The 23474-nt window shown below is 43.0% G+C and carries 21 protein-coding genes; all 21 read right to left on the bottom strand.

The features are described 5' to 3' along the window. Positions 1 to 3: 3 nt before the first annotated feature. The 21 genes from T546_RS0103325 to T546_RS0103430 all read right to left on the bottom strand — a co-directional run bounded on the left by T546_RS0103325 (position 4) and on the right by T546_RS0103430 (position 23407). Entirely contained in the window at positions 4 to 459 is a 456-nt protein-coding gene (locus tag T546_RS0103325; RefSeq protein WP_166429794.1) for a hypothetical protein, read from the bottom strand. A gap of 521 nt (positions 460 to 980) precedes the next feature. Continuing rightward, on the bottom strand, positions 981 to 2162 hold the full coding sequence (locus tag T546_RS0103335) for a hypothetical protein (protein WP_026890397.1): 1182 nt from the start codon (positions 2160 to 2162) through the stop codon (positions 981 to 983). Further along, complete coding sequence (locus tag T546_RS24480) at positions 2140 to 3591, bottom strand: PAAR-like protein (RefSeq protein WP_051629577.1); 1452 nt, start codon at positions 3589 to 3591, stop codon at positions 2140 to 2142. Before T546_RS24480 ends, T546_RS0103335 begins: the two co-directional genes overlap by 23 nt. Then, positions 3579 to 4112, bottom strand: a complete 534-nt coding sequence (locus T546_RS0103345) for a hypothetical protein (protein WP_026890398.1) — start codon at positions 4110 to 4112, stop codon at positions 3579 to 3581. The genes T546_RS24480 and T546_RS0103345 overlap by 13 nt, the downstream gene beginning before the upstream one ends. After that, a complete protein-coding gene (locus T546_RS0103350) occupies positions 4109 to 5080 on the bottom strand; it encodes a pentapeptide repeat-containing protein (RefSeq protein ID WP_026890399.1) in 972 nt (323 codons plus the stop codon). Before T546_RS0103350 ends, T546_RS0103345 begins: the two co-directional genes overlap by 4 nt. Before the next feature lie 10 nt (positions 5081 to 5090). Further along, on the bottom strand, positions 5091 to 6494 hold the full coding sequence (locus T546_RS0103355) for a contractile injection system protein, VgrG/Pvc8 family (RefSeq protein WP_026890400.1): 1404 nt from the start codon (positions 6492 to 6494) through the stop codon (positions 5091 to 5093). A gap of 12 nt (positions 6495 to 6506) precedes the next feature. Next, positions 6507 to 7955 carry a phage baseplate assembly protein V gene (locus tag T546_RS0103360; RefSeq protein WP_026890401.1) on the bottom strand — a complete coding sequence of 483 codons (1449 nt, stop codon included), beginning with the start codon at positions 7953 to 7955 and terminating at the stop codon, positions 6507 to 6509. Continuing rightward, positions 7921 to 8583 (bottom strand): hypothetical protein, encoded by a 663-nt coding sequence (locus tag T546_RS0103365; RefSeq protein WP_026890402.1) that lies wholly within the window; start codon positions 8581 to 8583, stop codon positions 7921 to 7923. The genes T546_RS0103360 and T546_RS0103365 overlap by 35 nt, the downstream gene beginning before the upstream one ends. Before the next feature lie 13 nt (positions 8584 to 8596). Beyond that, positions 8597 to 9373, bottom strand: a complete 777-nt coding sequence (locus tag T546_RS22750; protein WP_051629579.1) for a hypothetical protein — start codon at positions 9371 to 9373, stop codon at positions 8597 to 8599. A gap of 14 nt (positions 9374 to 9387) precedes the next feature. Further along, positions 9388 to 10083 carry a hypothetical protein gene (locus T546_RS0103375; RefSeq protein WP_026890403.1) on the bottom strand — a complete coding sequence of 232 codons (696 nt, stop codon included), beginning with the start codon at positions 10081 to 10083 and terminating at the stop codon, positions 9388 to 9390. After that, positions 10080 to 11369, bottom strand: a complete 1290-nt coding sequence (locus T546_RS0103380) for a hypothetical protein (RefSeq protein WP_026890404.1) — start codon at positions 11367 to 11369, stop codon at positions 10080 to 10082. Before T546_RS0103380 ends, T546_RS0103375 begins: the two co-directional genes overlap by 4 nt. A 5-nt stretch (positions 11370 to 11374) precedes the next feature. Continuing rightward, entirely contained in the window at positions 11375 to 13849 is a 2475-nt protein-coding gene (locus T546_RS0103385; RefSeq protein ID WP_026890405.1) for an acetate and sugar kinases/Hsc70/actin family protein, read from the bottom strand. An 18-nt stretch (positions 13850 to 13867) separates the two neighbouring features. Then, positions 13868 to 15616, bottom strand: coding sequence for a PP2C family protein-serine/threonine phosphatase (locus T546_RS22755; RefSeq protein WP_034597732.1), 1749 nt, complete (start codon positions 15614 to 15616; stop codon positions 13868 to 13870). Next, positions 15603 to 16463 carry a PP2C family protein-serine/threonine phosphatase gene (locus T546_RS0103395; protein ID WP_026890406.1) on the bottom strand — a complete coding sequence of 287 codons (861 nt, stop codon included), beginning with the start codon at positions 16461 to 16463 and terminating at the stop codon, positions 15603 to 15605. The genes T546_RS22755 and T546_RS0103395 overlap by 14 nt, the downstream gene beginning before the upstream one ends. Further along, on the bottom strand, positions 16460 to 16957 hold the full coding sequence (locus T546_RS0103400) for an FHA domain-containing protein (protein WP_026890407.1): 498 nt from the start codon (positions 16955 to 16957) through the stop codon (positions 16460 to 16462). Before T546_RS0103400 ends, T546_RS0103395 begins: the two co-directional genes overlap by 4 nt. Before the next feature lie 23 nt (positions 16958 to 16980). Then, positions 16981 to 17535, bottom strand: a complete 555-nt coding sequence (locus T546_RS24485; protein ID WP_051629580.1) for an FHA domain-containing protein — start codon at positions 17533 to 17535, stop codon at positions 16981 to 16983. 19 nt (positions 17536 to 17554) lie between these two features. Next, complete coding sequence (locus tag T546_RS0103410) at positions 17555 to 17968, bottom strand: DnaJ domain-containing protein (RefSeq protein ID WP_026890408.1); 414 nt, start codon at positions 17966 to 17968, stop codon at positions 17555 to 17557. A 51-nt stretch (positions 17969 to 18019) separates the two neighbouring features. Next, complete coding sequence (locus T546_RS0103415) at positions 18020 to 18445, bottom strand: hypothetical protein (RefSeq protein ID WP_026890409.1); 426 nt, start codon at positions 18443 to 18445, stop codon at positions 18020 to 18022. A gap of 32 nt (positions 18446 to 18477) precedes the next feature. Then, positions 18478 to 18906, bottom strand: a complete 429-nt coding sequence (locus T546_RS0103420; protein WP_026890410.1) for a hypothetical protein — start codon at positions 18904 to 18906, stop codon at positions 18478 to 18480. Between the two features lie 275 nt (positions 18907 to 19181). Then, the gene (locus tag T546_RS0103425; protein ID WP_024836838.1) at positions 19182 to 21350 is read right to left on the bottom strand and encodes a hypothetical protein; all 2169 of its coding nucleotides are present in this window, start codon (positions 21348 to 21350) and stop codon (positions 19182 to 19184) included. Between the two features lie 104 nt (positions 21351 to 21454). Next, positions 21455 to 23407 (bottom strand): vWA domain-containing protein, encoded by a 1953-nt coding sequence (locus tag T546_RS0103430; protein WP_026890411.1) that lies wholly within the window; start codon positions 23405 to 23407, stop codon positions 21455 to 21457. Positions 23408 to 23474: the final 67 nt, after the last annotated feature.

A 23474-nucleotide genomic window follows, 5' to 3' on the forward strand; every position in this document is an offset into this window, starting at 1 on the left:
TTACTATTGCTTAACCAAACCATTTCTTCTCAGATATTCTTTATCTATTCCTTCTTTCATCTGTACTGCTGCAAGGTAGAGCTCCTTTAGTTCTTCTTTTGATATGATTTTCTTCACGTCCAGATCTGCTTGCAGGTAATCTCCCGAATCAGGTTTCATGTCATAAAAATCGGGAAGATAATAGCTTACTGTAGTGCCATATCCTCCATCATAATCCGTTGATACCCGGGCAGTTTTTTTGTCCATATCTATATTGCTAATCTTCACATCCACTAGATATTCCTTAGAATAATACTTCCATAAGATCTTAGTATTAATTTCTAATAATTCAGGTCCATATATAGCCTCAGTATTAGAATCAAATTTAATCTTTAAACACTTTTTTTCATCGTAAGTTACCACTTGAGCAGATACATGATTATCTTCTAAATACTCCGCATAATTATCAATTTTCTTCATGACATCTTGTATGCCACAGTTATCATTGATAACATTAGCCTTTTTAATAAAATATTGATTGATGAAGGAAAATGTTGCTAAAAGTAATAATGTTAATAATAAGGAGCAAATTATTGTTTTTTTCATCATAGTCTCTTAATTAAACTTGGGAAATAATACACCACGCATTATTTCCAATATCTTTATCTGTAAATGAAACAGTAGGGACTCTTACAAATTCTTTGTAGCTGACTTTACATTTTGAATCAGTGATCTTGATATATCTTTTTTACTTCCTTTATACGAACCCAACTCTATTTCTGACCAACCAAACTGATTCGCCTGTCCTTCACTTCCGGCAATAAACCCACACCAATTAAAATTTCACCTGGATAATAGCTCTGATTACCGTTATAACCTTGATAATTCAAATCAGATACATTGCTATATGCCTTATTTTTTATTCTATAAATTCCCAGAGGCAAATCAACGCTCCTCTTATACAGCCCGGTAGCAAAACCATACTCCAGATCATCATCTCTTTATTCTGGAATCAAAATACACCGTATGATGTTCACTTCATTCCCTTTATTCTGCTCCGTAAGTGAAATAACAGGGAGTCCGTTAAATTTCTGATAGCTATACTTATTGTTGTAATCCGTTATTTTTACAAATCTTTCATTATGTTTCAAGTAAGAATCTAACTCTAATTGTTTCCAGCCTAATTGTTTAGCCTGTTCTTCATTACCAGCAACGATTCCGCACCAGTTCCAATACCCTGGATCATATGATTCATTTCCGTGATACCCTATAAAAGAAAGGTCCGTAATATTTTTAAAAACCTCATTTTTTATCTGGTATATACCTATAGGAATATCCACACCAACCTTATACATACCAGGAGGATAAACTAGTTTCCCCTCTCCCTTTCCTTTCCCTTCATAATAGATTGGATTTATATCAGGTTTCTTGTCTAGAGCAATCAGTATACAGTCATCCAGATTAATCGCGTTCTCATTGTCTAAAGTAATATATCCAAAACGACTGACGCTTACTAATTGCTTATCCTGATCATCATAAACTCCAGCTCCACCGGTCTGGATATCCATGGACAAAATGAAATACTCACCTTTTGGTATCTCTTCACCTAGTTTATAGGCTCCCTCTCCATAAAAATTCTTTTTAACATCTTGTTCAAATGCATTATCATTATCAAGAATTATTTCTGTTTGGTCATTAATCTTAACTACATCTCCTTTACTCAAAAAGGCATAATTCATAAATTTAAAAATGTAATAATCTTGATCAGATACGTCTTTTTTACCGTTACGTAAAATTGTTAAATTGGGTGATGATAAATCCTTTTCTGCACTAAGGTTTTTACATAGATAAAGTCCTTCTGGTATATCAGTTCCTGCGGTATATTCGCCCTCACTAATCCATTCTCCACTTATTGAATTTATTTTTTTGATTTTTGCTGCCATTTCTGCATCGTTTTCCTGCTGATAATTCCAATATCCTTTAATCTGCGTCTCCAATTCTCTGATATCGAAACTATCGTAATTTTCATATCCATCAGGTTTTTCCAACACATAACGAAAACGTTCCTCCGGTGATATTGTTTTATTTAATACTTTGGTTGTTATAATAAATCCACTAAATATTAATAATGTAAAAATAATAAGCAATCCAAGTACTACTTTAGTTACTGTGCTTATGCGCATTGATTCCCTCCTGTATCATATCTGCATCAGACGGTCCCTCTTCACTAGAATTATCTCCATACTGTCCACTTATCAGACTCTGAAAATACTTAGCTGCGGCCTCCTTATATCCTTTAGCGCCTCCATTCTTACCGGCTGTTCTTAAATCAGAAAAAAGCTGCGCAGCTCCAGCTCCGTATTTTAAAACTCCGTCGTCTACTGGAGTCGTAAAATATTCATCACCCACATACCCGTATAGCCAATTACCTGCATAATCTTTCTCAAAAGCAGTACCATCTTCTTTGGGCCAGGGTGCTGACCATATTGAATAATTATACGTTTCACCGGTTTTTTCATTTTTAAAACTTCGGGACTTTAAGTCCAAAGGATTATTTGTATTTACCATATTTACAAACTGGACTAAATCGTTTTTATGACCAGTTATTGCAGAGCTTGAATTCACATCATTTCCCATATCTTTTAAATATTCCATAACATCTGCATTTTTAAATATATTCCTCTTTTTTAATTCTGATTCCGCACGTAAAGCCTCATTCATATATTTATCAGGATTTTCTTTTTCATCCTTTCTGATCTTATAATATTCATCAAACTCATTTTTATATTTGTTATAAATAATGTTCTCATATTTATTAACTATCTGATCCATCTCTTTTAAATCTCTATTCTCAAACAATTTGGACTTGGAATTTACAGCATTAGCTGGTACTAAGGACAGAGCCATCTGTAAACCTCCCCTTAAATTCTCACCTGGATTCAGCAATTGATGAATTTGTCCCCGTACTAAAGCATCCATATTTTCAAGAGCTAGAGATAACCCAGCTTTCCCTAATTTTGCAATCCCTAACCCCATGCCCACCGCAGTCGCCATCAGTTGATCAGCCATATTATTATTCTCGGACTTATCCTGTTTTTTCTCTGACTCTCCACTCCCAGCCTCCGGCTGCCCGGCTTCCATGATCTGTATCTCTCCCCCATACATGCAGTAGAGCTTGGCTCCCCCCATCAAAGGGCGTTCCGTTTCGGTTTCCACCCCTTCCTGTCCGTGGTCCCATTCCTGGGCTATGATGCGGGGCGTGCAGACGCCTACCACCTGGGGCGTTTCACTATCTTTAGGCTCTTCTTTCTTCTTTTTCTTACCGCCTGTAAAAAAGTTCATGACCTTATCGGTAAATGTTTCAGGGCAGGCTTCGTCCACTGCCTTTTGAACCTTTTCAGCTTCTTCCTTGGTGCTGGGATTTTCCATGCTGTAACAGCCACCAAAGCAGATTACATTGGTATCTCCCTCACAGTCTTTGATAGTCATCTGAGCCTGGCCTCTTAAAAAGACTCCATGAGTTTCAGGAAGTACCACCGCGCTTGGCCGCATGCCCATGGAGCAGGCAGAACAGGCACCGTGAACAACAAAGGTATCATTTAATTCTGCCATGCTCCTACCTCCACTTCTTTAAAGAGGATCCCCATGACATTTCTCCGAAGGAGGCTTTCTGCCACCTCAAGACTGATCAGTGGATTGGGGAAACGCTTGTCATTTAAGAGAAACACTTTGTGATCCCCGATCTTCTCCGGATCAAGTACAAGCCGTTTTATGCTTCCATTGGTATAAAATTCGGTTTCCTCTGCAAATGCATCCAGCCGTTCTAAAAGGAGATGATGGTAAACCCAGATGGTCTCCCGTTCTTTATGGGCAATGGTAACCGTCTTATAGACCATGTCATCCTCATAGACATCAAATACCTTTTTTACCTGATCCGATACCAAATAGACCGGGCTCTGAATGAAATCAGGAGCCGCCTCTCCGCTGTCTTTTGTGAGATACATCATGGTAGATTCCTGGATGTCGTCTCCATCCTCTTTGTAGAAAATATGCCTTGGACCATTGATATCAAAATCCCGGAAACGTATCTGGTCCTGCAAAGCTTTATCTTGTTCTATGGTAAAAAATCTCATGCATTTGCCCTCCTGTCGATGAGGATCGTCTGTAGCTGTTCCGGCTCTATATGTAAAAAAGGGATATCCTTTTCCAGGAAAATGGAGTTTGATAAGTCTGCTCCTGAAAAATCATTGTCCTCCCACCGGCAGTCCACGAAATCAGCCTGGCGGATTACAGCATTTTGAAAGCTGCACCCTTTCAGGATACAGTTTTTAAACCGGGTTCCGGAAAGATTGGCATAATCAAAGGAAATTTGCGTTAAAGTACAATTTTCAAACTGATTGAACAGAAGTAATCTTTCACTGGAGTCTGAGTCCACCACTTCCATCTCATACCAGTATTTAGAAATGAGCACATCCTCCTGCTCCTTGGATTGGCGAAGGGCACGCTCCCAGTCCTTTTGGGTCTTTTTCTCCCTGTCTACAAAGGCAATCAAATCACTGGAATCCCGGTATTCTCCCCAGTAGATTCCCCAGGTATCCAGCTTTGGAATCTCTATAAAATCCTGATTTTCTTCTATGTCCCTGAATAAGAAACGAAGTTCTGCTGCCAGAATCCGGTTCCATTCAATGGCGTTATCCTGCAACAAATTCTCGATATCATAGCGGTTGATCTTCCCCATGTATTTTCCCGCATCTAACATAAGCCGTCCCTTCATTTCTTCTGTTATAGAAAAGAGAAATTCCAGAGAAAATGTAGTCTTAGCCGGCTCCGTATCCAGATACCATCTGGCATCCATGGCCTGGAGAAGGAAACGGTATGTTCCGCTTAGGAGATCCATACGTAACAGGGAAACATGAAAGAACATGATTTTCTCCTTGTCAAGCTTTAGCACCTCCTCCTTAAGCTCACCGAACGCTTCCCGTATTATTTTGGCAAGCTCCTCGGAATTTTCCATAATTCCTCTATAAAACTCAAGCTTCTTCTCTTCCAGATACTCTTTTTCTTCCTCCTGGAATCGTTTCAGCGCTTCTTGTCTTGTCATTCGTTTCCTCCTAATTTACCTTTACTTCTGTCCCCTGAATATAAAGCTTCCCGTCTGTCGGCATTTTAACTGCACCGCCCTTTACGCAGGTGACCACTGCATTTTCAAGTGCCTCAAAGGATATGTCTTCTTCCGCAGTCAGCTCTAAGTTGTTTGCTGCCTCGATCTGAATGGTACCCTTGGCACTTAAGGTAACATCTCCCCCATTGCCGATTTTTACACTGGCAGCTCCCTTGCTGCTGGAGAGATAAATTCCGTCTGCAGCCAGCTTCATCTCCTGGCCGTGAGGATTGCCTAAATACTTGGTTGATGGGCTGCCCATACGGTCCGGGACTCCCCCGCTTTTTCCGTCATAAGAGCTGACCGCACTCACTGCAATCACATCCCGGGTATGCTTGGATGGGAAATAAATCCTCACATTATCCCCTTTCTCCGGCATGTAATACCAGCCGCTTCCGTCAGGAGAAGCAGATAAGGTGGAAAATGGAAACCAATACACATCCTTTCCTCCGTTATCTATATCCAGATGTATTTTTATCTTGGTTCCTGAGATTTCAAGGACCTTACCATTCAGTGCCACGCCAATGATGTGCATGGGGTATCTGGATCTTTGTAAAATTCCTTCCTTCTTTTGAAGCTCCAGGCGGCACCGGATCTCTCCCCGCTCCAATTCAAAGAAAAGCCGCCTGATCACAAAGGTCTTTCCCTCTACGGTCACTTGTTCAAATATCTCAGGTACATGGTCTGTTTCCACTTCCAGAATAAGAAAGTCATTGTCGCCAACTGCCGCTCCTTCCGAACTCCAGTAGGCGTATTCTCCCATTTCCTTTCGGTATCCGGTTCTTTGGCATTCCCATTTCCCCCATGGGATATCAGGGACTCCACCGTAGAGACTTAAGTGATCCGATACCGTACGGCATACAAGGACTCCATGGAGCATGGACAGCATCCTTTTTAGGAACTGCCAGTCCGTTTCTTCATATTGAATCGCGATCTCGCCCAAGGGCTTATCTGGCAGGGACAGCTTCAGCTCGCTTTTAGGATACTCGGCTAAGACGGATTTAAACAGCTGGTCATAAGTCATTGCTACATCCTGAAAGGACCGGGACTTCTTTTTCTGGTCCAGGAGAATGCTTCGGCTCTTTGCCTCAGCCTCAATATTAATATTACCGCCCTCTTCTGTTATACTGACACTGGTAAGGATTCCGGAAAATAGTGTCCTTCCTTCTTTTACAGACACGGTAATGGAATCTTGTTCGGTAAATTCATAAAGGGCATTTTCCCCTTTTTCAGATGATATGCTACCGTTTATTTTCAGGCTTCCGTGCTCCCCAGGTACGCAGTTTAAGGTGAGTCCGTTTAAATGTTCCACCGGAATTCCCTTTATAACAATCTGTTCCGCAGTAATTGCCATAGAAAACACCTCCTAATTTTCGTAAATCTCATCTCCGTGAAAGTCTACTGCTCCTTTTTTTATCTCTATATCAGCTCCTGATTGACAAGCTACCCGGACCGAAGTCTGGGACTTAATGGTCAGATCTTTTTTAGCCGTGATATTTAAGTTTTCTGCTGCCAAAATTTGAATGTCCTTTAGGGCGTTTAATACCACCTCTCCCGATTTCTTTAACAGGATGCTGCCATGTCCATCCCCTGCGGCTATGAGAACACCTTCCTCTGTCATCTTTACCTGGTTTCCCTGAGCGGTCTGGATATTCCGATGGTCTGGATTTGCCATGGTATCTGAGGAGTTTCCTGCCTCCGGCTTATGGCCTTTCCCATGAGTCACCACGTAGGCCTCTTTTTCATCTGCGACCGGAAAATACACCCGTATGCTGTCTCCTTTTTCCGGCATACAGTACCAGCCGCTTCCATCAGAGGAAGCAGCCACTGTGGAAAATGGAAACCAGTACTTTTCTCCGCTCCCGGCAGCTATCGCCATGTTTACCTGTACCTGATTCCTTTTTACAGCAGCTATGGTTCCCTCCAGGGATACGCCAGTGATTCTTCCGTTGTAATAGGAAAGAAGTTTAAGGCTCTCTCTCTGGCGCAGGCAGTATCGGTTCAGTAAAAGACCTTCCTTAAGAGTCCGCTTAGCCGATTCCACAAACCAGGAACTGCCCTTGTAGGTGATCTGGCTGCCAATGGCTGCGATATCATAGGAGGTCAATTCGTAGACTGCATTTTGAGAGCGGGTCAGATTTTGACAGCCATTTTCCTTCATTGCCTCAAGATAGATAAAATCCTGAGACAGGGAAAAGGGAAGTTTATTCCAGTCCCTGCTTTCAGGCTTTGGAGAAAGCCCGGCTTCAAAGCGGATATCCGGAAATGCAGGGTCCGGATATAAATGTTCCTGATACTTTGATAAAAAACGTTTTAAAAACTCCCAATCCGTCTCCTCATACTGAACCACAAGCTGCCCGATGGGGATATCCGGAATGTGGACTGCATGGTCGGAGCCTGAATAGGAACTCATGACAAGACGTACCAGTTCATGAACTCCCATCTGAGGATTTTGAAAGATTCTTATTTTTCGTTCCACGTCCATTTGACAGGTTCCATCAAGTGCCTTAATCCGTACGACCAGCTCATCTCCATCCCGGTCCATGGCTATGTCCTTTAATACACCATAAAACAGCACCTTTTCTTGATTGTCTTTTTTATAGACCAGAGATATGGTATCCTCAATCTCATGAAATGCGTTTTCACTGGTGTCACTGTTTAAAACTGCCTCTACAAAAAGACTGGCATGCTCTCCCGGCGCTTCCTTAATCTCAATGCTACGAAAATAAGCGATTCCTATGGCCCCTAAATATAGGTCCTTGTAGGTAATCGCTCCATTGTCATTTTCCTGTTTTATCTCCGTTTTCTTCTCCAAAAAGACCGCCCCCTTCTCCGTCTGTAAACCACTGGTCAAGTGCCATCACCATTGCTTCCAAAATGATTCCGTAGGTATCCTTATCTTCTTTCAGGCAATTATAATTTCCTGAAATCGTCTGTTCCTTTCCTTTTTTCCGAAATATGATATTGTAAAGCCAGCCTTCCCCGGTGGGTACCTCAAAGCAAAGGTATTCCAGGGCTTTCAGCTGCTGTTTTTTTCCCACCTTGGCATGTAGACCGCTGGATGCCATGCCATTAACAAGCTGATTCTCCCATTTCTGAAAGGGAACCGGCTTTACCTGTTTCTTCGGCCAGGAGAGTATCTGGCTGACTTGTCTGTTATGGTTGACATAAATCACTCCCTCTTCTTCCTCTTTGGATGCCTCATAGAAGTTCTTAAATACCATCATGGGAATGTTCTGATTGGTATAGATACGGGGTTCAAATTCCAGATTTTCTCCTTTTGGAAGGCGCAGCTCACCCTTTAAAATACCTTGTAAGGCATCTTCCAGCTCCAGCTTTTCTTCTTGGTTCTCCTCCTGGCTTCTAAGAGAAGCCTCCCGTTCCTCTTTTTCCTTTTGCCTTCTGGCTCGCTCCATAAGCGCTATTTTTTCGTCAAGATACATGGTAATCCTCCTTTTATAAAAGCATCATGCCTCGTTTTCCTTGATTTCCCTGTGTTCTTTTTATCTCTCCGCTTCTTCTGGTTCTTAAAACCTCCAAGAGCCCATTGTATATTTCCTGATTGCTTTTCCCTGAGTAATCCTCTTCCAGTTTTGCAAATAAGTATTCCAAGATAAACTCGGATGCCACCAGCCCGTGACTGGATAAAGCCGTGGCAGAAAAGCTGATATCAAAAGGATCTGTAGAACCGCTTCTTAAAATTTCCCTGGAAAATTGCCTGATGATGCAAGGATTTAAGGTGGTTCCACCGGGAGCCCCGTAAGGCTGGTTTATGATGTTTACGGTATCAAATCCTGTGGAATAATCCTGAAAGTTTTCGTGACTGTCACGAAGCCTTGCTCCCTCCTGAAGGCGGAATCTGCACAGCTCCATCTCGCAGGAAGGATCCGGTTTCTTATCTTCCAGGAAGATTCTTGTATTGGCAGTAATTCTTCCGGCCTCCCTGATTTCCGCCATGAACTGGACCTTTAAAAAACGAACCTTATCCTCTGCCTTACATTCCATAACAAAGGGCTGCTCCATGAAATAAAGATTTTTCTTCCACAAAATCATGCCCGAATCAATGGTGAGCCTATGGTTATCCCAGGTAATCCCACAGCCGCTGATGACACCGTCGCCATACTCCTTTAGTGACAGATCCAGAAAATTCCTTGGATAATCTCTCAGCTTATCAAGCATCTCTACTCTTAGCAGCCGCTTTTTTTCAAATTGGGGATAATCGTATTGAAACATTCCCTTTTCCTCCGTCAGCACAAAATAATTTCATCCATGGACATGGTCTCTTCCATGCCCATGATTCCAAAGTGATACTCATAATAAATTTCTACATGATATGGAATCTCCACAAACATTTTAATTAAAAATCTCATTTTATCTTCCAGGACTTTGTCCTTTTTCCAGCCGATATAAACCAGTAGTTCAAAGGAGTTCTGGTTACTTAGATACACGATGTTATTTGGAATCAGAGTTTCCATCATGTCCTTGAAAATATCCAGAGAACTGCCCGTCTCATACTGCTTTAACAGTCCGCTAAGTATAAATTCTCTTTCATCCCGGCTGAATAAAGCAATGGCTTCCCTGGCATCTGATCCAAATGCATCTCCCATAAAATCCTCGTACAAAAGCTTTTTATAATATTCTTCTCTTGTCATTCCAGACAAAGCATCGTTTTGTGCCAGCATGTGAAAGATGAGATGAAAGAGATTTTCCCGAAGCTTTGGAAATTCCTCCAGATCCGGTCGGAAAAAATCTTTAAAAATATGATAAAACCTATAGTATGGGTTAATTTCCACCACGGCATTTTCTTCTATAGATTCCTGGTTTAAATACGGCATGGACAGTTCCATATAGGCACTGAATTCATCCGGCATATGGTAACGGATGGAATGCTCCGGCAATCCCTGTTCTCTCAGCTTAAGCATTACTTCCCACAAATAATTCATACGAGCTTTCCTCCGCATTCATATTCCGGGTATAATTCCTGTACCTCTGAGGTGACAAAGCTTGCCAGATCTCTTAGGAGCCAACGATCCTTTCCCCTTGGCTTAAAATGGATTAAAAGCCTTTTCTTTCCCTTCCGGTCCCTGATTTCATCCTCCATAAAAAAGTTCATAGGATAAGTTTCCTGCTGTTCCCCATTATCTGCCTCCAGCACGCAATCCTGGTATTCTATGTATTCTTCAAGGCCAAATCCACGGATAAACCGCTCAAGCTCTCCCTTTGTCTTTACCATCTGCCCTGTTTTCCCCTGGAACCGTTCGGCAAACCCGTCTTTTCTCAAATTCTCCATGACCGGATACGTATAGCGGTCGATTCTGTGATCCGTGCCTCCGCGAATCATATAAACATCCCATTTTTTTGCATTGGCTACCTTACCGGTGACCAGAAGCTTTTCCCCACTCTGTCTTACACTGCGGATTCCTGCCTTTTCTTCCACCAGATAGGCGTGCCCGCTGCCATAGTCCCGAATGGAAATCACGTGCTCATAATTTTCATGATCTCTGCAGGCTACTGGAAAGCCAACGCTTTCCAGTTTAAGATGCCATACGTTCCAGATGGGTATCATATCGTAATGGACAAAACGGTTGTATTCCCCAAAATCTCCGCCAAAATTAGTGACTGGCTCATCATCGGCTGCCTCATCAGGGATTGCAGTGATACAAATATCTGCCATTTTAAACAGATAAGGGGCATTTAATGTTTTCCAGGGAATGCCATTCTTCATAAACAGATGGTATAAGTGTTCCAGTTTATCAAGATAACGTTTACTTGGCTCCAGATGAATCTCTACAGGATACTCTTTGCCTGCCTTTAAGATTCCCGTAAAGCTCTCCTGGTTTTTAAGTACCTCTCTCACTTCCAGAGCATCACATTGGAGAAATACGGTGGCCACCCGGAATTTCCCCTCCTCCTTAAGCTTCTTTCTCACATCCGCAATTTCATAAACAGGAGTTTCCATATCTTCGCCACACATAGGAGACATTAAGTGATGGGACTGGTCCAGATATGACCGTTCCATAAGACCTGTGCGGATTAAGTAGCGGTTGATATCATATACCAGGTCATTCATGACCCGTTCTTCCAGCATTTGATACATTCGGATATTGGTCTCATATAACTCCAAAAATACTCCCTCCATCAGATTTTTAAAGGTGATCCGCTCCTTTAGATCACCGATGGACTGAATTTCCTCCCGGATCATTGCTTTCATCTCTTCGATCTGGTCCATTAAAGCTATTTCCTCCCGTCAAAAAAGTTCTCTTCCCAGGTATCATCCTCAAAATCAAAGAAGGTCTCTTTCCCCTTATAAAGCACTTCATTTTCCCGAAGAACCGGCAGTACCAGAAAGCCCCAGCGTTTCCTGGATACCCATACAAAGAATTTCATCTCTCCTTCTAAAATGGTATCCGTCTCTTCCTGGATGACGCTTCCCGCATACTCTCTGTCAATCTCTTCCTGGGTGGTTCTTTCAAAGTCTTCGGTATTGTATTCAAAATAATAGGCTTTTAAGCGTTTCCCTTTTTCATCGCTTAAATAAAGATCCAGCTGTTTTCCTACCATAAACCTGGAGATACACCCAATGTGATCTTCCTCATCCAGACTGCGGATCAGAATTTTCTCCTGGTTCTCGTGGGTATAGGCCATGATCTCATAAGGAAGGGATCTTACCTGATAATCCTGGTTCACCTTCATATAGCCACGTTTGCAATCCATAAAGTAGGCCAGTGCCCCTTCCAGACAGCACATCTTAAGTCCCGCATCGTCTCCATCCCTTTTTGTACTCTGGATCAGCTTACCTGGAACGTACTGTTTTAAGGCCTCTGTAAACAGCTTTGATTTACAGGATTGTCCGGTCAGCTTAAGCATCTCGTATTCCTGAAGCTCTCCCTGTTCAAACTTCTGGTCCAGAAAGCGTTCCATCACATGATAGATATCCGGCTGGAGCACGGCTTCAATTTCATTTAAATATAGAGGGAAACGAATATCCTGATCCAGATGTACAAGTCCTGATCCATCTCGGATGGATAATTTCCATTTATCTAAAAACATCTCCTGATCCAGATGGTTCTTATCAGAATTAAGAAAGAGCTCGTACTGGAATTTCGCCTGAAAGAAAGACTTTTTTACTTCCTCCGCAAGCTGAAACAGATAATAATAATTATTTTTCACCCGAAAATATTCATCTCTGCTCTTTTCCTCATACGCTTTAAAACGAGTGGGCAAAATGGATTCTGCCCTTTCATAAAAGTCCTTTACTCCTTCAAAGCCTTCTCCGTCAAAAAGCGTTTCGCTTCGTTCCTCAGATGCATAGGATATAGCCCTGGCAATCTTAATTTTCAGCATCTGCAGAATGCGGAAGGTTAAGTTATTGCCTCCAAAATTAGTGTCTCCATTTTCATAACGGGTCTCTAAGTTAATGGTATAGGAAATCCGGCTGTTATCGATCAGGAACCTTCCTGAGGTAAGGTCCGTGGTGCCGCCGCCGCAGTCGATGATCAGTGCCTGATACCAGCGACCTCTTTCATACTGGTTATTCCGGATCATTCCATGAATGGTATTAAAGAGGACTGCCATACCTTCGTCTAGTTCACAGCTCACACTGTATTCGGGAAGCAGCTCTTTAAACAGTTCCTGGAATTTCTCTTTCTGGCGGATAGGGGCTAAAAACTGAATGTTCTGAAACCGGCACTTAAACTGCTGCTTTGCAAGGTCCATTAAATATTCTAAGTAAGCTCGCAGCATATCTCTTCTTGGAATCTGATATTTGAAGCCGCTCTTTAAAATAACACCCTCCAGCCGGTCAGGGTCACTGACCCACCGCTTCATATCGAAAAATACGGGAACATCTTCATCCTGGTAATTCTGCTTTTCCAGAGTCAAAGCATCATATCCAAATAAAAATCCGTGTCTGCCTTCTTCTTTTTCCTCCACACCGATGACACTTGGAATAATATTGCCGTCTCCGGCCTTTGCAATCTTTGTGGTTCCATCCGGAAGGCAGATTCCCATGGTAGTATTGGAGCTTCCAAAGTCAATGACAAGTGGAAGATCTGTGTCTGTGACTTCTCTCACTTCAATGTTAAGAAGGGGAATTCGAATGGCTTCCATGCGGCCAGGAATGTGTTTCTGGCTTCCCTGGTAACAGTCGTAAAGAAATTCAGAATCCCTTTCATTAGGAAAATAAAGAATGGAATACTGGTGCTTTGATAAGGGCTTTACAGGCATGCCAACTCCCTGAAACAAATTCCAGGTACCTTCTATTTCCTTTAGATAAAAACAGGTATAGACCTGGAGAGTTTCATCCACTAACAGGAGATTTCCCTCATAAAGCTCTATATCAGATTTCACCTTATACTGGTCCAGCTCATTTAACCCGGTTCCCTCATATAAAATAATGGTACCAGGTATGATAACCTCCGAGCTGGAGCTAATTTCTATGTAATTCTGGTCAAAATAATCCTGCAGGCGCGAAATTCCGCCTTCCAGGTTTTCTTCTATATGCCGATAATCCTTCTGTCCCCGAAACCGCATGATCAGACGCAAAAGACCTTCCCGGTCCATGGAATTTCCCGATGGCATAACCAGCTTTTCCATCCGGCATATTTCCCTTAACTGAAACGTCGTCATCTTTTCCAGTTTGCTTTTTTTATAGGTACCCTTTTCCGGCTCCGTCGTTCCCGGATGTAAGGTATAGGTATATCGGCTCATGTGCATTTCCTCGCTTCGTTATTTTTCGGACTTTTTTTTGCTGGCTCCCGGGCCATACTCCCCAGCACTCTCATCTTCGGCAGTTTCCTGTTTTTCTTCTTTTATGGCAGTCTTTGCAGCCTTTATCTTTCCATTGATTCCATCTGCCAGCTCTGTCATCTCCAAACGGGTGTATATGGATTGTGCCGTCTTATAATAGGTGATTGCACTTTCATATTTTCCTTCTGCAAAAAGCTCGTTGGCCTTGTTTTCCAAGTCAATGGCATTCTTCTGATCATTGAGCTTTTGCTGGTTTTCCAGCTCCCGCTGTTCCTCTTCTTCTTTTTTTGTCTTGTCTTCCTCTGCCTGCTTGGATTCGTCTTCCTTATCCTTTGCCGCCTGGGATTCCTCTTTGGCTGACGCAGCCGCTGCCTCTGTTTTCTGGCTGTCCTTTTCAAGCTTTTCTTCCAGGGCCGCCTGCTTTTTCATGGCATCTTCTTTTCCATCGGTAAAATAAAGAGCCGCTGCTTTGTCTCTTGCCTTACGGTAGGAATCAACTGCTCCCTTTACATCTCCGTATCCTTCTTTTTGCTGACCTTCCTCAATGAAATCAAACACATCAATATAATCTCTGGTCTGGGCCAGCTGGCTCTCAATGTACTTTTTACCGGCATTTCCAGCTTCCTTAGAAAGCTCTCTGGCCGTTAAGTAAAGATCCCGCGCCTTTTTATAATCTCCTGCGCTCATAGCTCCATCAGAAAGGATAATTTGTTCGGAAAGCTTCTGATAACGGTCTGCTTCCTTTGACAAGTCCTTTTTCTTTAAGCTGTCAGCCAGCTTCTTTGCCTCTTTGTAATCTTCAGATGCCTTTTGATAATTGTCATATCTTAAATATTCCTGACCGCTGCTTAGATGATGCTCCAGACTCTCTTCCTTTTGCTTCACGCTGCGGTTTTTAAGATACAATCCAAGGCTGACTCCGCCGACAATCAAAATCACGGGAATAGCGACCATCAAGACCTTTTTAACTGTGATTTTTTTCTTGGGAGACTGGTAGACCTTGTCAATAAAAGTGACAGCAAGGCTGTAATTGTCTACCTCTTCCGTCTCCTGCCTTCCTAAAATCAAGTCCTCTGCTTTTTCTAAAATCTCCTCTGGTTCCGTGGCGTCCTTTGATATCTCTAAAAATTCTTCTTCCCTTAAATTTTCCCAGGCTCCTCTGGTAAGAAGGGCAAAGCTGTCACCATTTTCCAACGGAATCTTTTTTGATACCAGGATTTCCGGCTGTCCCCTGTCTCCCAGAAAGGAATAAAGGTTATTCCGCTCCTCATGAGCAGCCGCCTGATCTAAGGTGATGGTATCTTCTTTCAGAAGATTCTGTGTCAGGGACTGGTCTGTTGATTTTAAGAGCAGCCTGGAGTTTCGGATGAGATAGAACCGGCTGTTTCCCGCGTAACAATAGCATAGCTTTTTGTAATCGGTCACTACCATGGTAACCGATGCTTTTAAGTGCATTCCGCCCCGCTGCTTTAGAAGTTCCTTATGAGCCTGATTCATATAATGCTTAAGCCTTGAGGTCTTCATGGAGGGTCCTTCCACAAAGCTTCTGATTAAGCTCTCCACCACAAACCTGGCACTGTTGGTCTGAAGCTCTCCATCCAGGCTGTCTGCTAATATGTAACAGGCATAATCATCCATTTCCACATAACCAAAGTAATCCCGGTTTGTCAGCTTCTGCCCCTCTTCGGAAATATACCGGGTGCGGAATTCAGAATTAATTCTTCTCATAAAGTACCTCCGCCTTTAGAAGCAGTACGCTTCCATTTTCTTTTTCCAGGCTTTTTCTTTTTTCCGCTTCCATCACCATTAAGTCAGCTTTTTCCTTTAGCGTATGGTTCTTTAGAAGAATATCTTCCATGTCCGCCCAGGACAGCGCTTCATATATTCCTTTTGTAAGAAGCACAATCACATCATCTGGCTTTAACTGTATAGGAGGCTCACAGACTTCAATCTCGTGGAATCCGTCTAGTCCAAGATAATTCCAGATTCGCTTTTCCTCCATGGTCCAGACTGTTTCCGATTTTGTAAGAACTCCATCGTCAAAGGCGTTAAGGGCAAGTACATCAAGAGTATGCCCTTTGCTTATGGGAATCAGCTCCTGGTTTCTTAAAAGAGCCACCCGAATGTTACCTGCCAGGCCGTAATGTAGTGTTTTGCCATTCACAAAAACAGCGGCTAAACAGGCTCCTCCTCTGCGGTCTCCAATGGTCTTTTGAATCCGGGAGTGTGCCTCACGAAAGGAGGTCTTAAAAAAGTATTCCGGGTTCTGTAAAACTTCATAGGACCGGTAAGCATCTAATAAAGTATCTGCCGCAATCCCGGCACATACCTTTCCTGTGTTTGCCCGTCCCATTCCGTCTGATAAAATTGCCAGGGTTCCAGCCGGACTTTTCATGATTTCGGCAACATCTGCCTGTATTTCCTGATCTCCCGTGGTCTGGCTCACGGCTTCCCCGCCAGGCATTTTGTGTTTCTTTCCATCCTGGCTCAACTGTTCACTGGCAGACAACAGGATCCTTCCTAAAAGAGAAAGGGATAATATGGCTCCCAGACCGCTTAATATCGTCATCGTCATTTCTGATCATTCCATTCAAAATTTTCTCCGCACAAGGGAACAAACAGGAACCGGCTTTTCCCCAGCTCTATTACGTCGTATGGCCTTAACTCGGTAGGCACATAAACAGCCTCTTCATTTAAATAGGCAAGTCCTGCCGCATCTCCCGGCAGTATGACGGTATTTCTCTTTTTCTGGTCATAGACTATGATGGTATGGTTTTTCCGGTTAATCTCGTTATCTCCCAGAATCTGGACGTCCATATCATCTCCCCTGCCTACAAAGTTCTTTCCGCTGTGGATCTTATAGTCCATTCCAACTCTTGCACCAGAGATACATACCAGCCAGCCGCAGACCGGAAGGATGTCCTCCTCCAAAAGCTCCATGGCAGGCTCAAATCCAAGGGGCTTCTTCTCTTCTGCCTCTTCCTTTAATTTCATCTGGCAGTAAGGGCAGGTATTGCCGTAACGCCTTGCGTTAAAAACATGTCCATTGGGGCATCTTACTAAGCTCATGTATCAATCTCCAATCTTTGTTCTTATGTCAGTAAGAGGCGGGTATTGGCTACATAAATCACATCTCCCGCCGAAACTTTGCATGGCCGGTTCGTCACCTTATAACAGCCGCCATCTTCTACCTTTTTAATCTTAATTCCATTGATTGAACCTAAATCCTCCATATACCAGGAATCCAGACAGTAATTTAGTACCCCATGCAGATCATCGATGAAGGTACCGTATTCGCATTCCGTCAGGTCTATATCCACATCCTCCTGGTCGTTCTTCTTTCCAATGATAAGAGCAGTTCTTCCAGCCAGGTCCCAGGATTTTAAAGGTTTGTCATGTTCATCTAAAAGCACCAGCTGACCTGCCTTTAAAGAATGGGGTGAAGCTGTCCTTTCATATTCCCTCACAGACCCCCTCCCTCCAAGGAGAAGTGTTAAATCTGCGGCGGCGGACAGGCCGAATAAAAGAATCAGGACTTTAAGCCACAAGGGGTAGCCTCCACGGTAAATAATGAGGAAGATAATACATGCCACACTGACTAAAATAGCAATATCAAAACCGATTTTTAATGCTTTTTTCCGTCCCATATACAATCCGGCTCCTTTCCTATTTTTTTGTCCCGAAAAAAGCGGCAAACAGATCATCAGGACTCACTGGGCCGGCATTCTTTTTGGCGCTCCCTCCAGTGCCCCGGTAGGTCTCCATACCTTTTCCAGCCTGAAAACCAAAGAACCGTTCAAACTGGCTCATATCGGGAGCTGCCTTAGAAGGCTCGGCACTTTTTCTATCCTCTTTGCCTCGTTCTTTGTCTCCGGCCAGGGCTGCATCGTATTTCTTTCTCTTTTCTTCATCACTCAGGACGCTGTAAGCTTCCTGAATCTCATACATCTTTTTATTTCCTTCCGGGTCATCCTTTATTACGTCCGGGTGATACTTTTTGGCAAGCTTTCTATAGGATGCCTTAATATCCTTTTCCGACGCTTCCGGGGATACGAGAAGAATTTTGTAGTAATCAAGCATTTTATGTTTCCTTTACAGAAAGGGGCTGCCTAACCGGCAGCCCCTGCATGTTTACACGCTGTATCCGCCTTCCACAGCGATTTGCGCCATCTTGTCTTTCTTCTGTTTGATGATCAGCCGGAATGTTCCCACGCCTTCTGTATCACCGTAATCTTCCTTGTAGTCCACGACAAATGCATTAGGATATGTATATTTACGAATCACCTGGGAAGCAGCAATCACTTCAATCGTTACCTTACGGTAGCAATCGGATTTTTCTGCCGGAACTAAAGACCAGAGACCTAACTGTCTGGTGGAATCAAAAGGATCTCCATCCACTGCTGTTAAAATCTTACCTGTGATTTCCACTGTGCTTCCTAAATCTGTGGAACGAGCATTGGAATCAAGAGGAATATCTGTTCTAAATTTAACTCCTATAATACTTGTGGTTCCCAGGTCGACAGTAGACGGCCCTTCAACTTTTAATGTAAATCCCATAATTTATCCCTTCCTTTCTCTTCGTTTTTTAATTATTCTCCGCTGAATCCGCCTTCAAATTTTAAGGTGGTCATCTTATCCTTCTTCTGCTTGATCAGAAGTTTGAACACACCGGTTCCTGTCTCATCTGTAAAATCTTCTGTGTAATCCACTACAAATGCGTTAGGAACGGTAATCTGTCTTACCACCTGTGATGCACTCACAACATCGATCTGAACGTTGCGGTAGCAATCGGAATTTTCAGCTGGTACTAAAGACCATCTTGCCAGCTTGCTGGTATCGTCTGCTGCTTCCCCACCTACTGCTGCCAGTATTTTTCCTTCAACCAGTACGGTTGAACCAAGATCGGTGGATCTTGCATTGGAATCATGAGGAATATCTGCCCCAAATACCACTTTAACGATACTTGTCTCACGCAAATCAACGGATTCGCTTCCTGTGATTTTCATTCTAAGTCCCATATTTCATCCTCCATTCTTAATAAATGTTTTTTTGTAATCTATAAGCCGGTCAATGCCTGCTTTCAGATACCAGAATCATGATCCACCCTGATTACCTATCCTGCATCTGATTCGATGCCTGGGGGATCGAAAAGCAGATAGATTTCATTATCTGCTTTTCATTTATCAAATAAAATCACAAAACCACTCATTTAGGAATTTCCCGTCTGCCCCCCGGCTTTACGGAAAATCCACCACCCTGATGCACATTTGTACCTGCGGGCATCACGCAGCTTTTATGCTGTCTGTCCTTTTCTTGTCAGCTCTACCTTTAAATTTCTTGTGGTGTTGCTGAAGGTCAGAAGTACATTACAGATTCCATTCTTCTCATCGATATTGAAGTCCAGCTCGTCTCCGTCCTGTAAAAGGGAATTGACATACTGACGGTTGGCATCCCATTTGCTCTTTTGGCTGCTTGGGTTATTACTGAAGAACTGAAGGATCTTATCCTGCTTAAAGTCTCCGCTGTAAAAACGAAGCATACGCTCAATATAAGTAACTACAAGCGTTTTATAGATTGGCTCAAACTCATTTCCATTGCTTAAAAGATTCCTTGCCTTGTAGACCATGATGTTCTTGATCTCCCGCCCCTTACACTGGGCATTATCTGAGGTAAATACAAAGCCAAAGCCAGTATTATTAATGGAATTTTTAATGGTGTTGGTAAAGCCTGAAATCTCTTTTGTCATGCTGGTGGTCACTAAGAGTGCATTGTCACCAGCTTCTATATCATAGCGTACACCCGGATATTCCTTGGTTGTATTGCCAAATCTCTGTTTTAAATACTCTGGGCACTGCCATGCAGCTGTGATTCCGGCTGCTCCGTAGGAGGCTCCCACGTATACGCCCTCGATCCACATCTTCATAACATCTTCTTTTTCTTCAGAAAGTGCCACTCTGCCTTCGTCATCAATGAGCATCCGCTTATCCAGGATAAGACCAGACTTATCTTTTGGAATAATGGTCACATTGGGAATACAGGGAACTACGAATTCGCTGAAATCCCTCTTCATAAGAGGTGTGCACTTATCCTTAAAGATGCCGATTCCTTCGGTTGCTACATAGCTGAAGGTACTTTCCTCTCCTGTGGCAAAACTGAAGAAGGTAGTAATCTTGTATGGATTGATTGCATTCATTAAGGTTGCAAGGCTTTCCATGGTATTGGTTCCCGGCTTTTTCTCCTTTTGATTTCCTGCAAAACGCATTCTCTGGAGTTTTCCGCCGCCTGACTGATTGAATTCCACATCAGGAACAATGCCGAACCACAATGTATTTTCAAATTCATTCTTATCGTTAGTGGTATTTAAGTAAGTTAAAAGTCTTGGCAGATTGCTTGACTTCACCATCATCTCAAGAGGTGTATTGGTAATGAGAAGCTTTGGCTGCATTCCTTTTTCCTTTACCTGATACTGATCAAAGAAGGATTTTACGCCCAGAATTTTCTCAATCAAAGGCTTCACTGCCTTGACGAAATCATCCTTGCTCTTTTTATAGAACTCTAAGTATGTATTATAGTTCTTCACCTCTACCTCACGGTCCACACTGCTTTCCACGGTGGAAGTAAGAGGACAAAAAGTTCTTACTACCAGCTCTCTTACGTAATCGGAAGGCGTATCGTTGAGGGCATCGTAATCATCCTTAAAGGTCTCAATGAGGCTTGTATTAATATGATCATCCACAAGAGCAAGCTGAGTTCCTTCCTCCTGCTTCATCTCAAGGATCTTAAGCTCTCCATCGTCTCCCATGCTTAAAAGTCCTGCCTTAAATTCCTGACCACCCTGAGCGGATTCACCGCTTCCAAGGAGCAGACGGGTCTTAATGTCTTCAATGGCAAGAGGAAGCATAGCCAGTACGTTGTTGTAATTGTGGCTGGCCTGTTCGAACTGATAATTCAGCTTATCCCCCATATCCAGTCTCTTGGGATCTTCGTCGTCAAGCTCCATGTATTTACCGTAGGTATACTGGATTTCTCTTCTCACCTGACGGATGTCTTCCATGATCTTCTTAGGAGAAATCATGTCCAGAATATTGCTGAATTTAAAGTCAACGTTTGCGACTCCCAATGCGCCTTTTGCCCCCTGAAGGGTGATCAGCATGTTCAGCAGATCATTTGTTTCATTAAGAGGTATCTCAGTGATACAGTTGTCCGGTAAATTCTCTGGTTTCATGAGGCTGTACTGGATGGAGCCAGTGTTGGCATCACACCAGGAATAAACGACTGGTGCAAATTTCTCTAAAAATTCTTCAAAGCTTTCAACCAGAAGCACTTCATTGATTTCCTTAATCTTGTCGTCATCAAGACTTGTTTTTCCTCTCACATCTCCGATCAGCGTTAAAAGATTCAGCTTTTCAGGATTAATTTCGGAAAATAGAATCGTCCGGTTTGTTTGTGTAATCGTTTCCATCGGCGCTCTCCCTCTTTCTTACTTGTTACTTTTATTTATTCGCTCTTACCGTCTTAATTGGGATAAGAAGCGTAAACAACATGGTTACGGACAAAAAGTCGGTCCTACTGGATCATGGAGATATAGTGGATCTCCAAATCATAATCTCCTTCCGGAGAGGTAATTGATATAATATCTCCAAAGCTTACACTGTACTGAATCTTTTTGCATACAATAGAGCTTCCCAGCATGATGACAGAATCCGAAGAATGATAAAGGATCATCCGACGTTCTTCATCTGCAATCAGAAAGATCCGGTCAAGTCCCAGCGATTCGGAGGCTTCCGGGAATTCCTTCATTAAGTCTCCAATGCTCACACGGTTGTCCTTGATTTTGTACATAGGGAATGTGAGGGGCGGAATCTCCTCTTCCTCCTCCGGCTGCCCGACAAAGTAGGCATCCATCTTTCCCTGAAAACGGTTTTGGGCTTTCTTTTCTGTGATTACCTCAAGCTCTGGTCTTGGCTTATGGAAAATCCTCCAGATAATCGCTCCAATCACAAGGATACCCAGTGCAAATGCCCACCAATATGCCTTCCAAAGAGGAATCACTTCGAAGCTGTAACGGTAGGATAAAGCGGATTCTCCGTCAGCCACTTTGATTACAAGACTTTCCCTTCCTGACTTCAAAGGCTTTACCGTAAGAACGCCCCTTTCAAGAGCCACGGCGGCGGAATTCTTTGTGCTTTCTTCCAGGGAGTAGGTAAGCGCATCCCCATCGGAATCATGAAAATAATCATCAAGCTTGAGCTTTTTCTCTTTGCTTAAAGGATTTAATGAAAGCTTATCCGGCAGCTCACCGGCAGGAGGTGTGTTGACCACCTGTACCCTTACGGTTTCGAACACACAGGATTCCATTACATCATCCAGGCGGCTGTCTATGTAATACGTTCCGGAACTTTCTAGCTTTACTTCTCCTGTAATTACACCGTCCTTAATTTCTGTATTTATAGGTGTCCGGCCATTGGCAGACTGACCATCTGCATAAATCTCAATTTTGGGAGTAAAGTTTTTATAAAATGCTTCATCGGTAATGACACTGCCGCTTTTATCCTTAAAATAAATCCGGAAGGGCAGGGGCTTATTCCTTGCCATATCGGTCTCTATCTCAAGAACCGGAACCAGATCCCGGTAGCTGATTAAGTAAACCTTTAATCCCTGATCCTTCGAAGTGTTTGTCTGTATGTTTAATTCCTTGATCTCACTTTTCACATCCGAAAGCTTGGCTACGGAGTAATGAACCAGGTTTACCGGCTTTATCTGCTGATCTCCGTAAATCACAGTCGTATCAAGAATCTGCTGGGGAGAAATCATCAGTACATCCATCTCATCCAGATAGGCATCATCAAGCTTTACTCTTATGCTCTGACTGCCCGCTCCGTAGATTCCATTGGTGATCTCCTGAATCCGGTAAGCCATGTTGGAATGAAAAATTCCATATAAGACGTCAATTAAGGTCTCCGGCTGTTCCACCGTATAATTGCCTGCATTGGTCTGCTTCGCAATTTCCTTTAACACTTCCTTGCTTCCGTCGTACTTCCCAAATGCAACGGTGTAAATGGGAATCCCCTGAGACTGGCAGGCATCTACCGTATTCTTAAGATCTGCATTTGAGATTTCTAAGGATCTTCCTGTTTTGGAGCCTTTTAAATCAGACTCGCCGTCTGAAATAAGGACGATCATGCGCTTACGTCCTGTTTCCTCTCTGGAAAGACCATAAGCATAATTTAACCCCAGCCCGATGTCTGTGTTTCCGGAATATCCGGCAGAATCCATCTGTGCTTTTAGGGCGTCACGTTCCTCCTGGGTCTTAACAGAAACCGGGGCTGCCGAGGATACGATCCTGTCATTGTATGCAACAAAGCCAATCCGGATATCTGCACTGTGAACCGTATCAATAAATGCCTTTACCATTCCACTTGCCGTATGATCCGGATCATTGGCATTCATGGAACCGCTGTAATCCATAACGAATATGACATCCAGACCATTCTGTTCACTCCGTATTTCCTTTGCCATGACTCCTTGTGAACCCGAAAGAAAAACAAAACAAAATAGTACAAACAGAACCCTTTTTAATCTCTTC

It is taken from the genome of [Clostridium] aerotolerans DSM 5434 (assembly GCF_000687555.1).
GTDB lineage: Bacteria > Bacillota > Clostridia > Lachnospirales > Lachnospiraceae > Lacrimispora > Lacrimispora aerotolerans.